The following is a 17,026-nucleotide window of genomic DNA, read 5'->3' as shown; positions in this document are numbered from 1 at the left end:
ATGCGCGGGCCACGGCGCGGAGCATGCCTCTTTCCGCGCCTTCCCGTGTGTGATGCGTGTCCTAGGCTGGTAAGCGGGTCTTGCGGTCGGGTATCGCGACCCAGTATTGCTACCGAGGGCTTGCAGCCACCGAGCGGCCTCCGACAGACCAGGGGTATCCATGTACAGAACCACCTACGCGTCCGCACTCCAGCGAACGGATGCCGGTAACGAAGTCAATCTGGCCGGCTGGGTGGCCCGAATTCGCAATCACGGTGGCGTGGCGTTCATCGATCTGCGGGACTCCTCTGGCATCGCCCAGGTGACCTTCCGGGACGCCCAGGTGGCGACCGCAGAAAGCCTGCGCGTGGAGTCCTGCGTCACGATCACGGGCATCGTTCGGGAGCGCCCCGAAGGTAACGTGAACGCCGCAATCGCCTCTGGCGAGGTCGAGATCGAGGCGACCAACCTCACCGTGCTCGCCGCGAGCGAGGTGCTGCCGTTCCAGCTCGACGACGAGCCGGGCGAGGAGACCCGCCTGGCCTACCGCTATCTCGACCTGCGTCGGGAGTCGGCCGCGTATCCGCTCAAACTGCGATCGAAGGTCTCTGCCGCCGTACGGAATGTGCTCGTCGACCGGGATTTCGTCGAGGTAGAGACTCCGACCCTGACCCACTCAACGCCCGAGGGTGCCCGCGACTTCCTCGTGCCGGCCCGCCTCAAGCCTGGCTCATTCTACGCCCTTCCACAGAGTCCGCAGCTCTTCAAGCAGCTGTTGATGGTCGGCGGCTTCGAGCGCTATTTTCAGATCGCCCGCTGCTACCGCGACGAGGACTTCCGCGCCGACCGCCAGCCCGAATTCACCCAGCTCGACGTCGAGATGAGTTTTGTCGAACAGGACGACGTGATCGCGCTCGCCGAAGAGGTGCTCTCCGCGATGTGGGGCACCATCGGCGTGACGCTGACCACTCCGATAGCGCGGATGACCTACGCCGAGGCGATGCGCCGCTACGGATCAGACAAGCCGGACCTTCGATTCGCACTCGAGCTCGTCGAGTGCACCGACTATTTCGCCAACACCGAGTTCGGCGTTTTCCGGGCGCCTTACGTCGGTGCGGTAGTCATGCCCGGTGGCGCCGACCAGCCACGCCGCACTCTCGACGCCTGGCAGGAATGGGCGAAGCAGCGCGGCGCGAAGGGCCTCGCGTACGTGCTCGTCGGCGAGGACGGCGAACTTCGTGGCCCGGTCGGTAAGAACCTCTCGGATGTGGAACGCGAAGGTCTCGCCGCCCACACCGGAGCGAAGCCGGGCGACTGTATCTTCTTCGCCGCCGGAGCCGTCAAGGCGTCCCGTGGACTGCTCGGAGCGCTCCGAGGTGAAATCGCCGCCCGCCTCGACCTGATCGACAGTGCGGCCTGGGCCTTCACCTGGGTCGTCGACGCCCCGCTCTTCGAACCGGCCGGCGATGCCGTCGCCAGCGGCGACGTCGCAGTCGGCGCTGGCGCCTGGACGGCGGTGCATCACGCCTTCACCTCGCCCAAAGACGAGTACCTCGACAGCTTCGACACGGATCCAGAGTCCGCACTGTCCTGGGCCTACGACATCGTCTGCAACGGCAACGAGATCGGCGGCGGCAGCATCCGCATCAACACCCGAGAGCTGCAGGAGCGGGTCTTCACGGTCATGGGTATCTCGCCGGAGGAGGCGCAGGAGAAGTTCGGATTCCTTTTGCAGGCCTTCGCCTTCGGCGCCCCTCCGCACGGCGGATTCGCGATGGGCTTCGATCGCGTCGTTGCGCTTCTGGCGGGAACGGAGTCGATCCGAGACGTGATCGCCTTCCCCAAGTCGGGCGGCGGAAACGACCCGCTCACCGGCGCACCGGCCGAACTCGAGTCCAGCCAGCAGACCGAGTTGTATCGCACCCTCGGCGTCCGCGCCGTGCCGAGGGTCTGAGTTCCCGTGGGCAATGTTGGTACCAACTGGGCGGGCAACTACGAGTTCCGAGCTGCCGAGGTGAGAACGCCTGAGAGCGTTCAGCAGCTGCAGGAGCTCGTAAGCACGAGTCCGCGCATCCGCGCCCTCGGCACGCGCCACTCGTTTAACGACCTTGCCGACAGCGCTGGCACTCTCGTGTCACTGGTGGACCGTGAGCCCGAGCCGCGTCTCGATACCGAACGGATGACCGTCACCGTCGCCGCCGGTACGCGCTACGGCGTACTCGCCAGCTGGCTGAACGCCCGGGGGTTCGCCCTGCACAATATGGGTTCGCTTCCCCACATCTCCGTGGCCGGCGCCGTCGCGACCGGCACTCACGGCTCGGGCAATGCCCTTGGCTCGCTAGCGACTGCGGTCTCCGGGCTGCAGGTGGTGACGGGGGAGGGGCACCTGCTCGAGGTCGACCGCACCCATCCGCAGTTCGCCGGGATGGTCGTCTCGCTCGGGGCGCTCGGCATCGTCACCCGCGTGACCCTCGACATCCAACCGACTTTTAATGTGCGCCAGGATGTCTACACCGACCTGCTTTGGGATGTCGCCCTCGCCGAGTTCGAGGCAATCACCTCGAGCGCCTACAGCGTGAGCCTGTTCACCGACTGGCGGGGCGACTCCATCCAAAGCGCGTGGTTCAAGACCCGACTGTCGGCGGGGGAACCCGGGTCGATGCCGCCGACGATGTTCGGGGCGACGGCGTCGACCACCGAGACCTCCCTTGCCGAGGGCGAGAACAACACGACGCTCCAGGGCGGAATTCCGGGCCCGTGGTCCGAGCGCCTCCCGCATTTCCGGCTCGATTCGACCCCGAGCAATGGAGATGAGATCCAGACCGAGTACTTCGTGGATCGACGGCAGGCGCCCGACGCGCTGGCTGCCGTCCGCGCTATCGGCCACTCCATCACCCCGCACCTGCTGATCACCGAGCTGCGCACGGCGGCGGCGGATGACCTGTGGCTGAGCCAGGCCACCGGGCGCCCGAGCCTCGCCATCCATTTCACTTGGAAGAACGAGCCGGAGGCAGTGGCCCGGCTCGCGCCGCAGATCCAGGCGGCGCTCGCACCGTTCGACGCGCGGCCGCACTGGGGCAAGTGGAACACGATGACCGCGACGGATATCGCGCCGCTCTACCCGAAGCTGCCCGAATTCGTCGTCCTGGTCGAGCGGATGGACCCACAGCATCGTTTCCGTAACGCCTACCTCGAGCGTGTTCTCGGTCTGGCCGACTGAGAACCGCTGTTCGATGGCCGGGCGGAGGCGCCCGGCTAGGACCGGGCTTCGGCCGGGGCGGGATCGACGAAACGCAGCCAGCCCCAGACCGCGACGCTGAGCGCTGCGAAGGCGCCAGCGACGAGCACCGCGCCGATGATCGGGAACGATGCCTCGCCCCCACCCAGGATGACCACGGCCCCGAAGAGGGCAACGACCATGATGGTGGCGAGCCAGGCCGGCCGCGACCATTCGAACACCGTGCGCCCGGGAAGGCTGGCGATGGGAAGAACCAGAACGACCACCGATCCAAAGCCAGCGAGCGCGATAGTGGCAAACGTTTCGTCTACGAACATGGCCAGGAATCCCGACGCAGAAGCGAACAGGCCATGGAATAGCCAGGCGACAGTGGCGAGCAGGGTGACCGTGCCGATCTCCACGAGGCTGACGATTGCCCGCGCTCGCACGCCGACGGTGCTCGTGAAACCGATTCCGATCAACACCCCCGCGATGACCGGGGGATGAATGCCGGTGGCGCGGGACAGCAGCGCCGCGAATAGCGCGGCCAACAATAGTAGGGGTAGGAATCGGAGGCGTCCACTTACCGCCTGCCAGCGGGAGGCAACCCTGGTCGAAATCGCTACTCCGACGACGTTGAGCACTGCGAGGCCGAGGACCACAGCCGCAGTGAGTCGTAGGTAGCGCACCTCGTCGTCGACTCCACCGGCCATCAGGATGAGCCCGGCCGCTGCGGCCAGCGGAACGGCTCCGGCGAGCCACGGGTTTACCGGTGCGGCGACAGCCGCGGCCGGGGACTTGCCGCGCGGGCGTGAGTGGTTGCGACCGGTGAACTGCAGGGATGGCACCCAGATTCGCCCGCGAAGTGCGCCGCTCAGAAGGCGAAGCGGTAAGGCCACCAGCACGATGAAGACGAGTGCGAGGAGCAGAGCCAGAAGCAGGGAGCCTGGAGTCACGCTGCTCGCGAGGGTGGGGATTAGGGCACCGAAGGCTGTGGGCGTGCCCCAGTTGTCGGAGGGTCCGCTGGGGGGAGGCGCAGCCGGAGTAGAGCCGTTAGGGGTGGGTGTGAGCGGGGGCGTACTCGGTGGGGGGACGCCGGGGGTCTGGCTCGGTCCTCCCGGGCTCCCCGGTGAAATCGGCGCCGTCGGCGGTCCGGGGGGAATCGATCCGGCCTTCGCTCCGAAGAAGACGGTGATTGGCACGCTCGGTGCGCCATAGTTACCGGCCGAGTCCCGTTGAATCACCAGCAGGGAATGCGCGCCAGGTGGCATCCCGCGCACGCGGCAGCTCCATAGCCCGCCGACGATCGCCGTGTGGCAGGCCGGCGCGTTGTCGATGTACAGGTCGGCGATGCCGTCCCGGCCAGCCGCCGCAATCTCCCCGGTACCCGAGAAGGTGACGTCGCTAGTGGTGACCCTGGTTCCTTCTGCCGGGGAGGTGATCGCGCCGCTCGGAGGGGCATCCCGATCCACCACGAGGGAAAGGGAGCCCGACAGCGACGAGGAGGCGCCGCCGCCCAGATCGGCGCGCGACTGCGTCGCCCGCATTACATACGATCCGGAGGGCACGGCGAGCGAGCATGACCAGTAGCCCGCGTCGGTGGCTACCGCGGAGCATCCGATCGCTCCGCCGTCGAGCACCGTGGATATGGTGCTGCCCGCGAAGCCGTAGCCGGAGACCAGTCCGGTCGTGAGGGAGTCCGGCGCGCCGACGATAGTGGGAGCACCGAGCACATCGACCGTGGCCGACAGGGGAGCGGATGTCACACCGTCGAGAGTCTCGACCGCGCTGAGCACGATGGCCCGGCCGCTGGCCATCGCGGCGATACAGCTGAAATCCGTGGCACTCGATGCCTCGATCGAGCAGAGCGGCATCCCGCCAGCCGCCGGTCTGACGACGACGCTGCCGCCGACAACCTTCGTGCCGGTGAGGCGCACCGCGTTGGTCGGGGAGAACGGGGGAGCGCTGAAGCTGAAGTCCGAGGTCGGTCTGATCGGACTGGTCGGGGCTGGGGACGGCGTCGGTTCCCCGCTTGCAGTCGGATCGGCGACGGCACTGGTGCTGGCACTGGTGCTGGTGCTAGTGCTGGTGCTGGCAGGCGACGGCGTTCCGGAATTGTCCTCCGGGATCGCTGCGGCGCCCATCAGCGTCATCGTCTGGATCGCGAATCCGGCTATGGCGACCGCGGCACCGAGCCGCCGATACATGCTTCGTCGACGGGTCACGCTCGCTCCGCGATCGCGAAACGGACGTCGAGGGACGTTCGAAGGGGAGGGCTGCACCGTGACTCCATTCAGCACGTCATCGCCGCCGGTGTCAATTATCTGTGCGTGGTAATGGAAGTGAGGATTCATTCATCGTCCGGATATTTTCCCGGTCGTGATTGACGTGGACCAGCATCCCCGCCATGATTCAAGTCACGCGACTGGGTCACCTGACCCACTTCGGCGGTGTAGTCATTCGACCGCAGATCACCGCGCCGCAGGAGAGGATCCGCGATGGGCCGGGTGAGTTCCGCCGAACGACGTGCGGCACTGGTACGCGCTGCCCTGCGGGTGATCCATCGCGACGGCGTCAACGGAGCGACTACGCGGGCGATCGTGTCCGAGGCTGGAATGTCCCTCGCGAGTTTCCACTACGCCTTCCGCTCCCGTGATGAGATGATCCGCGAGGTCATCGCCTTCGTGGTGCAGGACGAGCAGCGAGTCTCGCTCGAAGCGCTCGACCCTGATGCCGACATCCGCTCGGCCGTTCGCGCAGGAATGCACGCCTACTTCGACCTGCTGCGGGCGCATCCCTCGCGTGAACAAGCACTCCAGGAACTCGTGCAGTATTCCCTGCGCACTCCCGGGCTGGAGCACCTGCCCCGTGCCCAGTACGCAAGCTATTTCCACACCGCGCGAGTGCTGCTCGAGCGAGGTGCCGAAGTCACCGGGGTGGAGTGGAGCCTGCCGATCGAGCAACTCGCCCGCATCCTCATCGCGATCACCGATGGGCTGACTATCGCCTGGCTCGCCGATCGTGACGATGAGGCCGCCGGCCGGTTGATTGATTTTGCCGCCGACACGATCGGAGCGCTCGCGGTGAGCCGACCCCTCGTACCCCGGGAAGTGAACTGACCGATGACGTCTCCCGACCGTGACCTCACCGTCACCAGCGAACCGCCGCAGCCCTTCGCCGAGCCGAAGCGCCACGTCTCCGGGGGCTGGATCGCCCTGTTCGCCGTCGCCTGGCTCGGAATATGGATGGCGCAGCTCACGCCGATTCAGCTGTTGCTGCCCGCGCAGGTCGAGGCTCAGCTCAGTGCGACTTCGTGGGTCGACAAGGTCGTCGCCTTCGGTGTCGTCTCCGGGATCGCAGGGATGTTCGCGCTCATCGCCTTCCCTCTCACCGGAGCTCTCTCCGACCGCACGACCTCCCGCTTGGGTCGCCGCCGCCCCTGGATTCTCGGGGGTGCTCTTCTCTTCTCGATTGCGCTCGTCCTGCTCGGCCTGCAGCAGTCGCTGATCGGTATCGGTATCTTCTGGTCGCTCGCCCTCATCGGATTCTGCGTGCTCACAGCGGCGCTCACCGCAGTGATCTCCGACCAGGTGCCGGTGGACCAGCGGGGGTTCGTATCAGGCTGGATCTCCGCACCCCAGGCGATCGGCACCATCCTGGGGGTCCTACTCGTCGTGGTGCTGGTGCTCAGCCAGGTGGTGGGATACACCCTCGTGGCCGTGCTTCTCCTCGGGCTGGTGCTGCCGTTCGTCCTGCGCATTCCGGATGCCGTTCTGCCGCGCTCCGCCCGGGCGCCACTGACCCTCGGCGGTCTCATCGCCAGCTTCTGGATCAGCCCGCGCCAGCATCCCGATTTCGGCTGGACGCTCACGAGTCGTGTGCTGGTGAACTTCGGAAACGCGTTCGGTACCTCGCTGCTGCTCTACTTCCTGCAGGACGGCCTCAAGGTTTCTCACGCTGAAGACGTGTTGCTCGTACTCATCCTGATCTACATGATCTTCGTGGTGCTCGCCTCGCTGGTGCTCGGTCGTCTCTCTGACCGTCTCGGCCGCCGCAAGGCCTTCGTCTTCGCGGCGGCAACCCTCCAGGGCATCGCGGCGCTCATGCTCGCCTTCGTTCCGGTGCTCGGTGTCGCGATGGTGGCGGCCGGCATCCTCGGACTCGGCTACGGCTGCTTTCTCTCGGTAGACCAGGCGCTGGCGACCCAGGTGCTCCCCGACGCCCACACCCGCGGCAAGGATCTCGGCATCATGAACATTGCCACCGCCGTTCCGCAGGCAATCGCGCCGCTCATCGGTGCCGTCGTCGTCGCCGCGCTCGCTGGATTCCAGGGGCTGTTCGTGCTCTCGGCGATTACGGCCCTGCTCGGTGCTCTGGCCGTTCTGCCCATTCGTTCGGTGCGCTGATGCCCCTCTCCCTCACCCCGCCCGTGGCCGAGCAGTGGCTAAGGCCTGCCGAATACTGGCCGTCTCTCCACGCCGCGACGGCCGAGCTCGATCCGCCCTTCGGCGTGATCTCGGTTCCCGCGCTCGCCCACAATGCCTTCGATATGCTGCGACGTTCGAGCGGCACCACCATCCGGGTCGCGTCGAAGTCGGTGCGGGTTCGCGGGGTGATTGATGCGGTGCTCGCTCTTCCCGGATACTCGGGGGTACTCGCGTACACGCTCCCCGAGGCGCTGTGGCTCGCGGAGGGCGATGCAGAGCACGAGGGCATCACCGATGTCGTGGTCGGCTATCCGAGTGTCGATCGGGCCTCCATCCGTCGTCTTGCTCACGACCCGCTGCTCGCCTCTCGGGTCACCGTGATGATCGACAGCGTCGAACAGCTTGACTACATCGATGCCGTGGTCTCGCCCGAGACCCGTGAATGCATCCGTGTCTGTCTCGAGCTGGACGCCTCGTGGAATCCGAAGGTTCTCGGGCATCTCGGCACGTATCGGTCGCCGGTCTTCACCGTGAACGACGCCCGCACCCTCGCCGAACGGATCGTGACGCGTCCCGGGTTCGCCCTGGTGGGGATGATGGCATACGAAAGCCAGATCGCCGGACTCGGGAACGAACCCTCGAGCGTCCTTCGCGGGGAAGCCGTGCGCTGGATCCAGAAGGCCTCGGCCGGCGAGCTCGCTGCTCGCCGCGCCGAAGCGGTCGCCGCCGTACGCTCGGTCGCCGATCTCGAGTTCGTCAACGGAGGGGGTACCGGTTCGCTCGAGTCCACCAGCAGAGAGGCTGCCATCACAGAGATCGCGGCGGGCAGCGGCCTGTTCGGTCCACACCTCTTCGACCACTACCGTCACTTCCATCCCGCGCCGGCCGCATCGTTCGTGCTGCCCGTGGTGCGCAAGCCTTCCGTGCGGATGGCGACTCTGCTCGGGGGCGGTTGGGTGGCCTCTGGCCCACCGGGCGCCGATCGGCTCCCGCTGGTGGCCTGGCCGCAAGGCACGAAGATGGTCGGCGCCGAGATGGCCGGCGAGGTGCAGACCCCGCTGACCGGGGAGGCCGCGGCTCTTCTCGCCGTCGGGGACCGGGTGTGGCTGAGACACACGAAGGCGGGAGAGCTCAGCGAACACCTCGACGCGTTCGCAATGGTGGACGGTGGCCGCATCGTTGATACATTGCCAACCTATCGGGGTGAGGGGAAGGCCTTCCTGTGAGCGGGAGCAAATCGGGTGGCACTAGAGTCACAGTGGGGAGGGAAAATTGTCAGTAGAAACAGCGATCGCGGGTCTCACCCCTGGCACGAACTGGCGCAACTGGGGCCGGACGGAGTCCGTGCGTCCGTTGATGACGGCCAGCCCGTCGACCATCGACGAGGTCGCCGCGATCGTGCGCTTCGCCCGCGAGCGCGAGTTCACCGTCAAGACGGTCGGTGCCGGCCACAGCTTCTCCGCCATCGCGCGCGCCCAGGATGTGCAGCTCGACCTGTCGCGCCTCGACGGCCTGCTCAGCGTGGATCTGCCGAGAAACCGGGTGACCCTCGGGGCCGGCACGAACCTGCACCAGCTCCCCGCCTTGCTTGAGCCCTCTGGGCTTGCGCTTCCCAACATGGGCGATATCGACCGCCAGACCATCGCCGGGGCCACCTCCACCGGCACTCACGGCACCGGGGCACGCTTTCCCGGCCTGGCCGCCCAGATCGTGGCGGTGACGATGGTGACGGCGGATGGGTCGGTGCTGCGCATCAGCGAGACCGAGCATCCCGAGCTCCTGCCCGCCGCACGTCTCGGACTCGGCGCCCTCGGCATCCTCGTCGACCTCACCCTGCAGTGCGTGCCCTCGTTCCTTCTGCATGCCGTCGAGCGCCCTGGCGGGTTCTCCGAGGTGCTCGACGGTCTCGAGCAGCGTGCCGCCGCGGTCGATCACTTCGAGTTCTACTGGTGGCCGCACACCGACGGCGTGATGACCAAGTCCAACACGCGGCTTCCTGCTGATGCCGAGCGGCATCCCGTCGGTGCGGTCGCGGCGTTCGTTGAAGACCGCATCGTGTCGAACGCCATGCTCGCCCTGCTCTGTAACGTGGGGCGACTCGCGCCGGCAATCACCCCGGCGATCAACCGGCTGGCCACCCGGGTCTACGGCAACCGCAGCTATACCGACCATTCGTACGAGGTGTTCGTCAGCCCGCGAACCACCCGGTTCCGGGAGATGGAATACGCGATCCCGGGAGCGGCGATACCGGATGCCCTCCGCGACATCCGCTCGCTCATCGACTCGCGCGGGTGGACGATCTCCTTCCCGGTCGAGGTGCGGTTCGCGGCCGCCGATGACAACTGGCTGTCGACGGCGTCGGACCGGGACAGCGGCTACATTGCCGTTCACCGGTACTTCCGGGACGACCCCGAGGAGTACTTCCGTGGCGTCGAGCAGATCATGCGGGGCTACCAGGGGCGGCCGCACTGGGGAAAAATCCATTACCAAGCGGCGGAGTCGCTTGCGGAACTCTACCCGCACCACGCCCATTTTGTGGCCGCACGGGACCGCCTTGACCCCGACCGCACGTTTACGAACCGCTACCTGGATCGCGTGCTCGGGGCCTAGCCCGCCTTTGACGTCAGCTCACATGCACGGCGGGACGACGCTTCGAGTCCTTCTCCGATTCACGAAGCACCTCGCGAGTCACCGGTGCGATGTCGCCAACGCCGGTCACCAAAAACTTGAACATGTTCGAGATCGGGTTGCCCGAACTCCACTCGAAGTAGATCGTTGGCACCATTCCGGTCTCGTCCCGGATCTGAAGCAGAACGGCGGCAAGGGTGTTGGGGATGTTGCCGCTCTTCACCTCGAGCACGCGAAAGCCGTGCTTGTTGATGCCCTGCACTAACAGGTCCTCCTCGAAGTCTGAGGAGTCGGCCGGGTGCACCTCGAGAAAGATGATCTTCGACTTCTGGGGAATGTGACTGAAGCGGCGCTCGTCGGAATTCTTATTCTTGTATTCCAGCTTGCTGCCGTCATCCGGCTCGTTGGCGATGATACGAATATGGCCGTTTTCGGCGTCCGCGGTCACGAATTCGAGGGCCGTGGCATCCAACTCCACCGAAGTCGCCCGCAGCTGCAGCGACCGCTGCACCCGGGAGACGACAGAGATTACCAGGATGCCGATGATGAACAGCGCGGCAATGCGGATGCCGTCCGGTCGCTCGATCACGTTGGCAATCGTCGTGTACAGGAACACCAGCGACACGATGGCGAACCCGACGGTGCGCTTGCGCTGCTTCTTGTGCAGCGCCGAGAGCGTCACAGCGACGGATGCCGAGGTGATCAGCACCAGGACGCCGGTCGCGTAGGCGCCACCCTGGGCATCCACGTTGGCCTGGAAGACGATCGTGATGAGGAAGGCGATCGCGGTGAACACGAGCACGAGGGGACGAACGGCGCGAGCCCATGTCGGCGCCATGCCGTACCGCGGAAGATACCGAGGCACGAGGTTCAGGAGCCCCGCCATCGCGGAGGCTCCGGCGAACCAGAGGATGCAGATCGTGGAGATGTCATAGACGGTGCCGAAAATCGGGCCGAGGTACTCGTGGGCGAGGTAGGCGAGGGCACGACCGTTGGCGGGACCTCCGGCTTGGAAGGCTTTCTGCGGGATGAGAATCGTCGTCACGAGGCTCGAGGTGATCAGGAATGCGCTCATGATGATGGCGGCGCTGGTGAGCAGGCGATGCTCTCCGCGGATGCGGCCGACCGGATTGGACTCGATGTCATCCGCGTCCCCGGTGATCTGCGGCATGACTGCCACACCAGTCTCGAAGCCGGAGAGTCCGAGGGCGAGCTTCGGGAACACGATGAGGGCGATCCCCACGATCACGAGCGGATTGCCGTGCTGAGTATTCACCGCGCTCCACCAGTTGGTGGCTTCGATCGGATGCACGAAGATCTGGCCCATCGACACGAGGATTACGACCACGTTGAGCGCGAGATAGACCGCCACGAGCAGCACGGCGATGCCGATCGCCTCCCTGAAGCCGCGCAGGAACACGATCGCGAGCAGAGTGACGAGCACGAGCGTGATGACCACCTCGTTGCCATGAAACCAACTCGGGGCAAAGGGGTTCTCGATGGCATGAGCGGAGGCATCCGCAGCGGAGAGGGTGATCGTGATCATGAAGTCAGTGGCCGCGAAACCGAGCAGCACAAGCACGAACAGCTTGCCGGCCCACCATGGCAGCAGCCGCTCGAGCATCGCGATTGAGCCGGAGCCGCGGAAGCTCTCTCGAGCCACCCGACGGTAGACCGGCAGCGCCCCGAAGAGGGTGAGAGCCACGAGCACGATGGTTGCGAAGGGTGAGAGCAGCCCGGCCGCAACCGCGGCGATCGCGGGCTGGTATCCGAGAGTGGAGAAGTAGTCGACGCCGGTGAGGCACATCACCCGCCACCAGGAGTGGGTCCTCTCCGCCACCTTCGCGTGCGGGCCTGGGTGAGCTCCAGAGCGATCCGTCAACCCCTGCAGCATCCAGTCGCGAAGCGATCCGGATGTCCGCAGCGGTCCAGAATTTCTTGCCATGAGTACCAATCCTCTTGGAGGTTGACCCTCATTGCCAGAATAACTTCCCGAAGCGCACGGTATTGCCAGATCCGGCGCATGGATCGATCAGATAGTGAGCAGCGCGTTCACCCGGCGGTCGGGCAGCGTGTCGGCGCCATGCAACTCACCGAGCGCGAGCACGACGCTGATACCCGCGACAGTCCAGCCCGCCCTTTCGACGAGTCGGCAACTGGCACCGAGAGTGCCACCCGTGGCGAGAACGTCGTCGAGCAGCAGCACTCGAGTGCCGGGTGCGAGTTCGTCGGGACGCACTTCGAGGGTTCCCTTGCCATATTCGAGCTCGTAGTCCTCGGTGATTACCGGTCGCGGCAGCTTGCCCGATTTGCGGATCATCAGGCAGCCAAGCCCGGTCGCGTAGGCGGCCCCGGCGGCGAGCACGAAACCCCGCGCCTCCACGCCGGCCAGGGCGTCAAACTGTCCCTCGAAGGGAGCGAGGAGGGCATCGATTACGCAGGTATAGGCAGGTCCGTCCGCGAACACCGGGCTGAGGTCGCGGAAGAGAATACCGGGGGAGGGAAAGTCAACGACGACTCGGCTGAGTCGTTCGATAGTTTCGCGGGCGGCGTTCGACATCCGCACTCCTTTCATACTGGGAGGTCTGTTGCTGACAGCCAAGCCTGCCACGGGTGGGAGTGAGGCTTGGCTCGGAGTGTGCTCCGAACCCCGTGGGGGAGAACCGGGCGCGGATATAATTAGAATCTCACGCGGTTCGCCGCTTCGTAGCATCCAGCTCTCGAGAGACCGGTCATGGAAACCCTTATCGTCGTCGGCATCATCGTCGTGCTCGTCGTCATCATCGGCATTTACCTGTGGTCGACCTACAACGGGCTCGTTCGCCTTAATGTGCGTGTCGACGAGGCGTGGAGTGACATCACCGTGCAGCTCAAGCGACGTGCCGACCTGCTGCCCAACCTCATCGAAACGGTCAAGGGCTATGCGGCCCACGAGTCCGGTGTCTTCGAGGCCGTGACCAAAGCGCGAGCCGAATCAATCAGCGCGTCAACTCCGGCGGATGCCGCGGTCGCCGAGAACCATGTACAGAGCGCACTCAAGAGCATTTTCGCCGTCGCAGAGGCCTACCCGCAGCTTCAGGCCAGCCAGAACTACCTGCAGTTGCAGGGCGAGCTCGTCGACACGGAAGACAAGATCCAGGCCTCGCGTCGCTTCTACAACGGTGGCGTGCGTGAGCTCAATACGAAGGTCAAGACCTTCCCGAATACTCTCTTCGTGCGTGGACTTGGCTTCACCGAGCGTGACTTCTTCGAGGTGGCGGACTCCGCGGCCATCGCAGAACCGCCCCGCGTGCAGTTCTAACTAGAGCTTCATGTATCGCGCAATAGCCAGGAACAAACGAAACACCGTCTTCATCATCCTGCTGTTTCTCTTGATCATCAGCGGACTCGGTGTGCTGGCGGGGTACGTCTACGGCTGGTCTATCTCGTGGGTGGTTATCTCCATCGCGGTGGCCTACGCCGCAATCCAGTATTTCGCCGCCTCCCGCCTGGCGATCTCGATTTCCGGCGGCCAGAAGATCCAGAAGGCCGACAACCCCCGCCTGTATCGCATCGTGGAGAACCTGTCGATCACTGACGGACTGCCGATGCCGAAGGTCTACATCATCAACGACCCGGCCCCGAACGCTTTCGCCACCGGCCGCGACCCCGCACACGCCTACGTCGCCGCCACCACCGGCCTTCTCGACATCATGGACGACTCGGAGCTCGAAGGCGTGATGGCTCACGAGATGGGCCACGTGCAGAACTACGACACCCGAGTGTCGATGATCGTGTTCGGCCTCGTCGTGGCGATCGGTTTCATCGCCGATCTCTTCCTGCGATTCGCCTTCTTCGGCGGGGGCCGCGGTAACGACCGCAATGGTGGGGGAGGCGGCGGAAACCCGATCGTCATCGTCTTCGGTATCGCCGCGATGATCATCGCGCCACTCGTCGCCGCGGGCGTGCAAGCCGCCATCTCGCGCCAACGCGAGTACCTCGCCGATGCCACGAGCGCAATGACGACGCGCAATCCGGATGCCCTGGCGAGTGCTCTCGAGAAGCTCAGCCAGTACGGGCGCCCGATGCAGAAGCAGAACTCGTCGATGGCGCACCTGTGGATCTCCGACCCGACCAAGCCTGGCTTCATGAGCAAGTTGTTCAGTACGCATCCGCCGATCGTGGACCGGGTGGCCCGCCTCCACAAAATCGGCGGAGAGTTTTAGCCGCGAAGTCGCGCGGGGCGAGTTACTGCACCACCGGAAGAGTCGGCTGGCCGAGCTCGGCGGCGACTGCCGGAGCAAGGTCACCCCGCGGCATGACGAGAACGCTTTCGAGCCCCTGCCAGGAGGCGATCTCGCGCAGCAGGATCGCGAGTCTCGCAGCGGTCTCGGGCGGAGCATCCGTCTCGGTCCAGGCTGACTGCACCCGCAACACCAGGTTCTGGCGATCGTTCTTGAGGTCGACCCTGCCCACCAGCCGGTCGTCGATCAGCAGCGGCAGCGTGTAGTAACCGAACACGCGTTTGTGCGCGGGCGTGTAAATTTCGATGCGGTAGTGGAACCCGAACAGGCGCTCGGCCCTGGTGCGCTCCCAGACCACCGGGTCGAAGGGGGAGAGCAACGCCGTCGCCTCGATCCGACGCAGGATGCGGGCGTCACGGTGCAGGAAAGCGGGCTTGTTCCAACCCGTCACCGTCACCGGCAGTAGCTCTCCGGCATCCACCAGGTCGTTCACGGCGGCCCGGGCGGGTGTGGTCTTGATGCGGTAATAATCGGCGAAATCGCCGAGGGTGCCGATGCCGTGCGCCCTCGCAGACAACCGCAGCAGCTCGCGGATCGCGTCGTTCGGCGTCACCTCGCGCTCGAAAACGTCGGGGGGAAGCGTCGCCGACGCCAGGGCATAACGTCGTTCGAACCGTGAGCGGCCGGCGGAGACCGCCTCCCCGAACCTGAAGAGCCACTCGAGCCCGGTCTTGACCTCTGACCAGCCCCACCAGCCGCCCGCGCCTTTTCCGGAATCGTGCTCGATCTCGCTCGCGGCGACGGCACCGCGGTCGGCGAGCATGGCGCGTAACCACTCGAGCATCGCCGTATTCTCCGCCACCCAGCTGCCGGTCTTCGAGTATCGCTGCCGATTCGCGTCCATTCGCCAGCGAAAGAGTGGCCAGTTCTCCACCGGTATCACGGCCGCTTCATGCGCCCAGTACTCGATGAATCGGCTGGTGTGCCCGAAGGTGAGCCGGTCGAGGTGCGATTTGTTGTAGGCGCCGAGCCTGGCGAAGAGCGGGAGGTAGTGGCTGCGCTCGAAGACGTTGACCGAGTCGAGCTGCAGGAGTCCCAGCCTGTCGATCGTTGAGTTCAACTGGCGAACCCCTGGCTCGGCCGTGTTCACACGTCCGAATCCCTGAGCGGCGAGAGCGATGCGACGAGCCTGGGAGGGGGAGATCGTCTGCTCGCGCACCTCTTGACCCTAGCGAGCGCGACCGACCCTCTTCGGGGTGACGCTTCCGGGGCGGCAATGGTGTGCCGTATTGGCATCGTTAGCCAGTCGTTCACTGGCAGTACCCGTGACGGACAGTGGCGTTGTCTAGTCTCGCGAAAGGCCGTGGCGGTACCCACTGTCTGCTCACAGCGCAGACGGCCGAGCGGCCCAATGGAGGAACAGTGTTCAACAGACGCACCATCGTCGGCATCGCGGCCCTCGCCGCGATCACCATCTCTCTCAGCGCGTGCTCCAGCACGCCGACACCGGCAGCGACCGGCGCCGCGGATGCCAAGACTGCCACGAGCGTGTCGGCATTCGGTGATATGGCCGGACTCGTGAAGGCGGCCAATAAGGAGGGAGCGCTCAATGTGATTGCGCTGCCCGAGAACTGGGCGAACTACGGCAAAATCATCGCCGCGTTCAAGAAGAAGTATCCCAAGATCACCGTGAACTCGGCGAACCCCGACGGATCCAGTGCCGAAGAGATCAAGGCGGCAGGCGACCTCGCCGGCCAGGATACGGCTCCGGATGTCTTCGACCTCGGTCCCGCGGTGACCCTCGCCAGCACCGCCAAGTTCGCGCCATACAAGGTCGCGACCTGGGCCGATATTCCCGCCGCGAACAAGGAGAAGACCGGCCTCTGGGTCAACGACTACACCGGCCTGATGTCGGTCGGCTACGACTCCTCGGTGATCAAATCAGCGCCGAAGAAGCTCTCCGACCTTCTGGGCAGCTCCTACAAGAGCAAGGTCGCCATCAACGGAGACCCGACCCAGGCGGGAGCAGCCTTTGCCGCCGTTGGGCTCGCGGCAATCCAGAATGGTGGTTCTGCGAACGATTTCCAGCCGGGTATCGACTTCTTCCAGAAGGTTAACAAGGCGGGCAACTTTCTTCCGCTCGACCCGACTCCCGCCACAATCGCCTCCGGTGAGACCCCGGTCGTCTTCGACTGGAGCTACAACAACCTCGCCCAGGCCGCGACCACGCCAAACTGGAAGACCGTCATCTTCCCGGGCAGCGCCTACGGCAGCTACTACAACCAGGCGATCAACAAGGATGCCCCGCACCCCGCCGCGGCTCGCCTGTGGCAGGAGTTCGTCTACAGCCCCATCGTGCAGAACCTGTATCTGGCTGCCGGCGCATTCCCGGTGCAGATTGCCGCGATGGACAAGTCCGGCGTCACGGACAAGAAGGCCCAGGCCGTCGCCGGCAAGATGCCTTCCGCGTTCGTCTCGCCGACCGACGCCCAGACCACCTCAGCGGGAGCACTGCTCACCGCGAAGTGGGCCGCGGCCATCAGCCAGTAGAC

Annotated in this window: 14 protein-coding genes; 10 read left to right on the top strand and 4 right to left on the bottom strand. The window is 65.5% G+C overall.

Annotated elements, in window-relative coordinates; translation table 11 throughout:
* The first annotated feature begins 160 nt into the window (after nt 1-160).
* Nucleotides 161-1,933 (top strand): aspartate--tRNA ligase, encoded by a 1,773-nt coding sequence (gene aspS / locus RCH11_RS05490; protein WP_327055987.1) that lies wholly within the window; start codon nt 161-163, stop codon nt 1,931-1,933.
* A gap of 6 nt (nt 1,934-1,939) precedes the next feature.
* On the top strand, nt 1,940-3,199 hold the full coding sequence (locus RCH11_RS05485) for an FAD-binding protein (protein WP_327055986.1): 1,260 nt from the start codon (nt 1,940-1,942) through the stop codon (nt 3,197-3,199).
* A 35-nt stretch (nt 3,200-3,234) separates the two neighbouring features.
* Here the strand turns inward: RCH11_RS05485 and RCH11_RS05480 are convergent, their stop codons facing one another.
* A complete protein-coding gene (locus tag RCH11_RS05480; RefSeq protein ID WP_327055985.1) occupies nt 3,235-5,013 on the bottom strand; it encodes a hypothetical protein in 1,779 nt (592 codons plus the stop codon).
* Here RCH11_RS05480 and RCH11_RS05475 point away from each other — a divergent pair.
* The 5 genes from RCH11_RS05475 (at nt 4,994) to RCH11_RS05455 (ending at nt 10,233) form a co-directional block, all read left to right on the top strand.
* Nucleotides 4,994-5,533 (top strand): hypothetical protein, encoded by a 540-nt coding sequence (locus RCH11_RS05475; RefSeq protein ID WP_327055984.1) that lies wholly within the window; start codon nt 4,994-4,996, stop codon nt 5,531-5,533. The two genes, RCH11_RS05480 and RCH11_RS05475, sit on opposite strands and share 20 nt — an antisense overlap.
* 161 nt (nt 5,534-5,694) lie before the next feature.
* On the top strand, nt 5,695-6,315 hold the full coding sequence (locus RCH11_RS05470; protein ID WP_327055983.1) for a TetR/AcrR family transcriptional regulator: 621 nt from the start codon (nt 5,695-5,697) through the stop codon (nt 6,313-6,315).
* Between the two features lie 3 nt (nt 6,316-6,318).
* Nucleotides 6,319-7,602 (top strand): MFS transporter, encoded by a 1,284-nt coding sequence (locus tag RCH11_RS05465; RefSeq protein ID WP_327055982.1) that lies wholly within the window; start codon nt 6,319-6,321, stop codon nt 7,600-7,602.
* Entirely contained in the window at nt 7,602-8,849 is a 1,248-nt protein-coding gene (locus RCH11_RS05460) for an alanine racemase (protein WP_327055981.1), read from the top strand. The genes RCH11_RS05465 and RCH11_RS05460 overlap by 1 nt, the downstream gene beginning before the upstream one ends.
* A gap of 46 nt (nt 8,850-8,895) precedes the next feature.
* Nucleotides 8,896-10,233 carry a D-arabinono-1,4-lactone oxidase gene (locus tag RCH11_RS05455; protein ID WP_327055980.1) on the top strand — a complete coding sequence of 446 codons (1,338 nt, stop codon included), beginning with the start codon at nt 8,896-8,898 and terminating at the stop codon, nt 10,231-10,233.
* Between the two features lie 13 nt (nt 10,234-10,246).
* Here RCH11_RS05455 and RCH11_RS05450 read toward each other — a convergent pair whose 3' ends face one another.
* Together RCH11_RS05450 and RCH11_RS05445 are read right to left on the bottom strand one after the other, a co-directional pair.
* A complete protein-coding gene (locus RCH11_RS05450; protein WP_327055979.1) occupies nt 10,247-12,196 on the bottom strand; it encodes an amino acid transporter in 1,950 nt (649 codons plus the stop codon).
* An 87-nt stretch (nt 12,197-12,283) separates the two neighbouring features.
* On the bottom strand, nt 12,284-12,811 hold the full coding sequence (locus RCH11_RS05445; RefSeq protein WP_327055978.1) for an adenine phosphoribosyltransferase: 528 nt from the start codon (nt 12,809-12,811) through the stop codon (nt 12,284-12,286).
* Nucleotides 12,812-12,985: 174 nt separating this feature from the next.
* Between RCH11_RS05445 and RCH11_RS05440 the strand changes: the two genes are divergently transcribed.
* Together RCH11_RS05440 and RCH11_RS05435 are read left to right on the top strand one after the other, a co-directional pair.
* Nucleotides 12,986-13,552, top strand: coding sequence for a LemA family protein (locus RCH11_RS05440; protein ID WP_327055977.1), 567 nt, complete (start codon nt 12,986-12,988; stop codon nt 13,550-13,552).
* Nucleotides 13,553-13,562: 10 nt separating this feature from the next.
* On the top strand, nt 13,563-14,456 hold the full coding sequence (locus RCH11_RS05435; protein WP_327055976.1) for a M48 family metallopeptidase: 894 nt from the start codon (nt 13,563-13,565) through the stop codon (nt 14,454-14,456).
* Nucleotides 14,457-14,478: 22 nt separating this feature from the next.
* Here the strand turns inward: RCH11_RS05435 and RCH11_RS05430 are convergent, their stop codons facing one another.
* Nucleotides 14,479-15,693, bottom strand: coding sequence for a winged helix-turn-helix domain-containing protein (locus RCH11_RS05430; RefSeq protein ID WP_327055975.1), 1,215 nt, complete (start codon nt 15,691-15,693; stop codon nt 14,479-14,481).
* Nucleotides 15,694-15,896: 203 nt separating this feature from the next.
* On the opposite strand from RCH11_RS05430, the gene RCH11_RS05425 reads away from it, so the two are divergent.
* Nucleotides 15,897-17,024, top strand: a complete 1,128-nt coding sequence (locus RCH11_RS05425) for an ABC transporter substrate-binding protein (RefSeq protein WP_327055974.1) — start codon at nt 15,897-15,899, stop codon at nt 17,022-17,024.
* The last annotated feature ends 2 nt before the right edge of the window (nt 17,025-17,026 follow it).

It is taken from the genome of Glaciihabitans sp. GrIS 2.15, assembly GCF_035984695.1.
In the GTDB taxonomy this organism is placed as follows: domain Bacteria; phylum Actinomycetota; class Actinomycetes; order Actinomycetales; family Microbacteriaceae; genus Lacisediminihabitans.
Note: the sequence above shows the minus strand (reverse complement) of the source record. Positions and strands in the feature narration are given on the sequence as shown.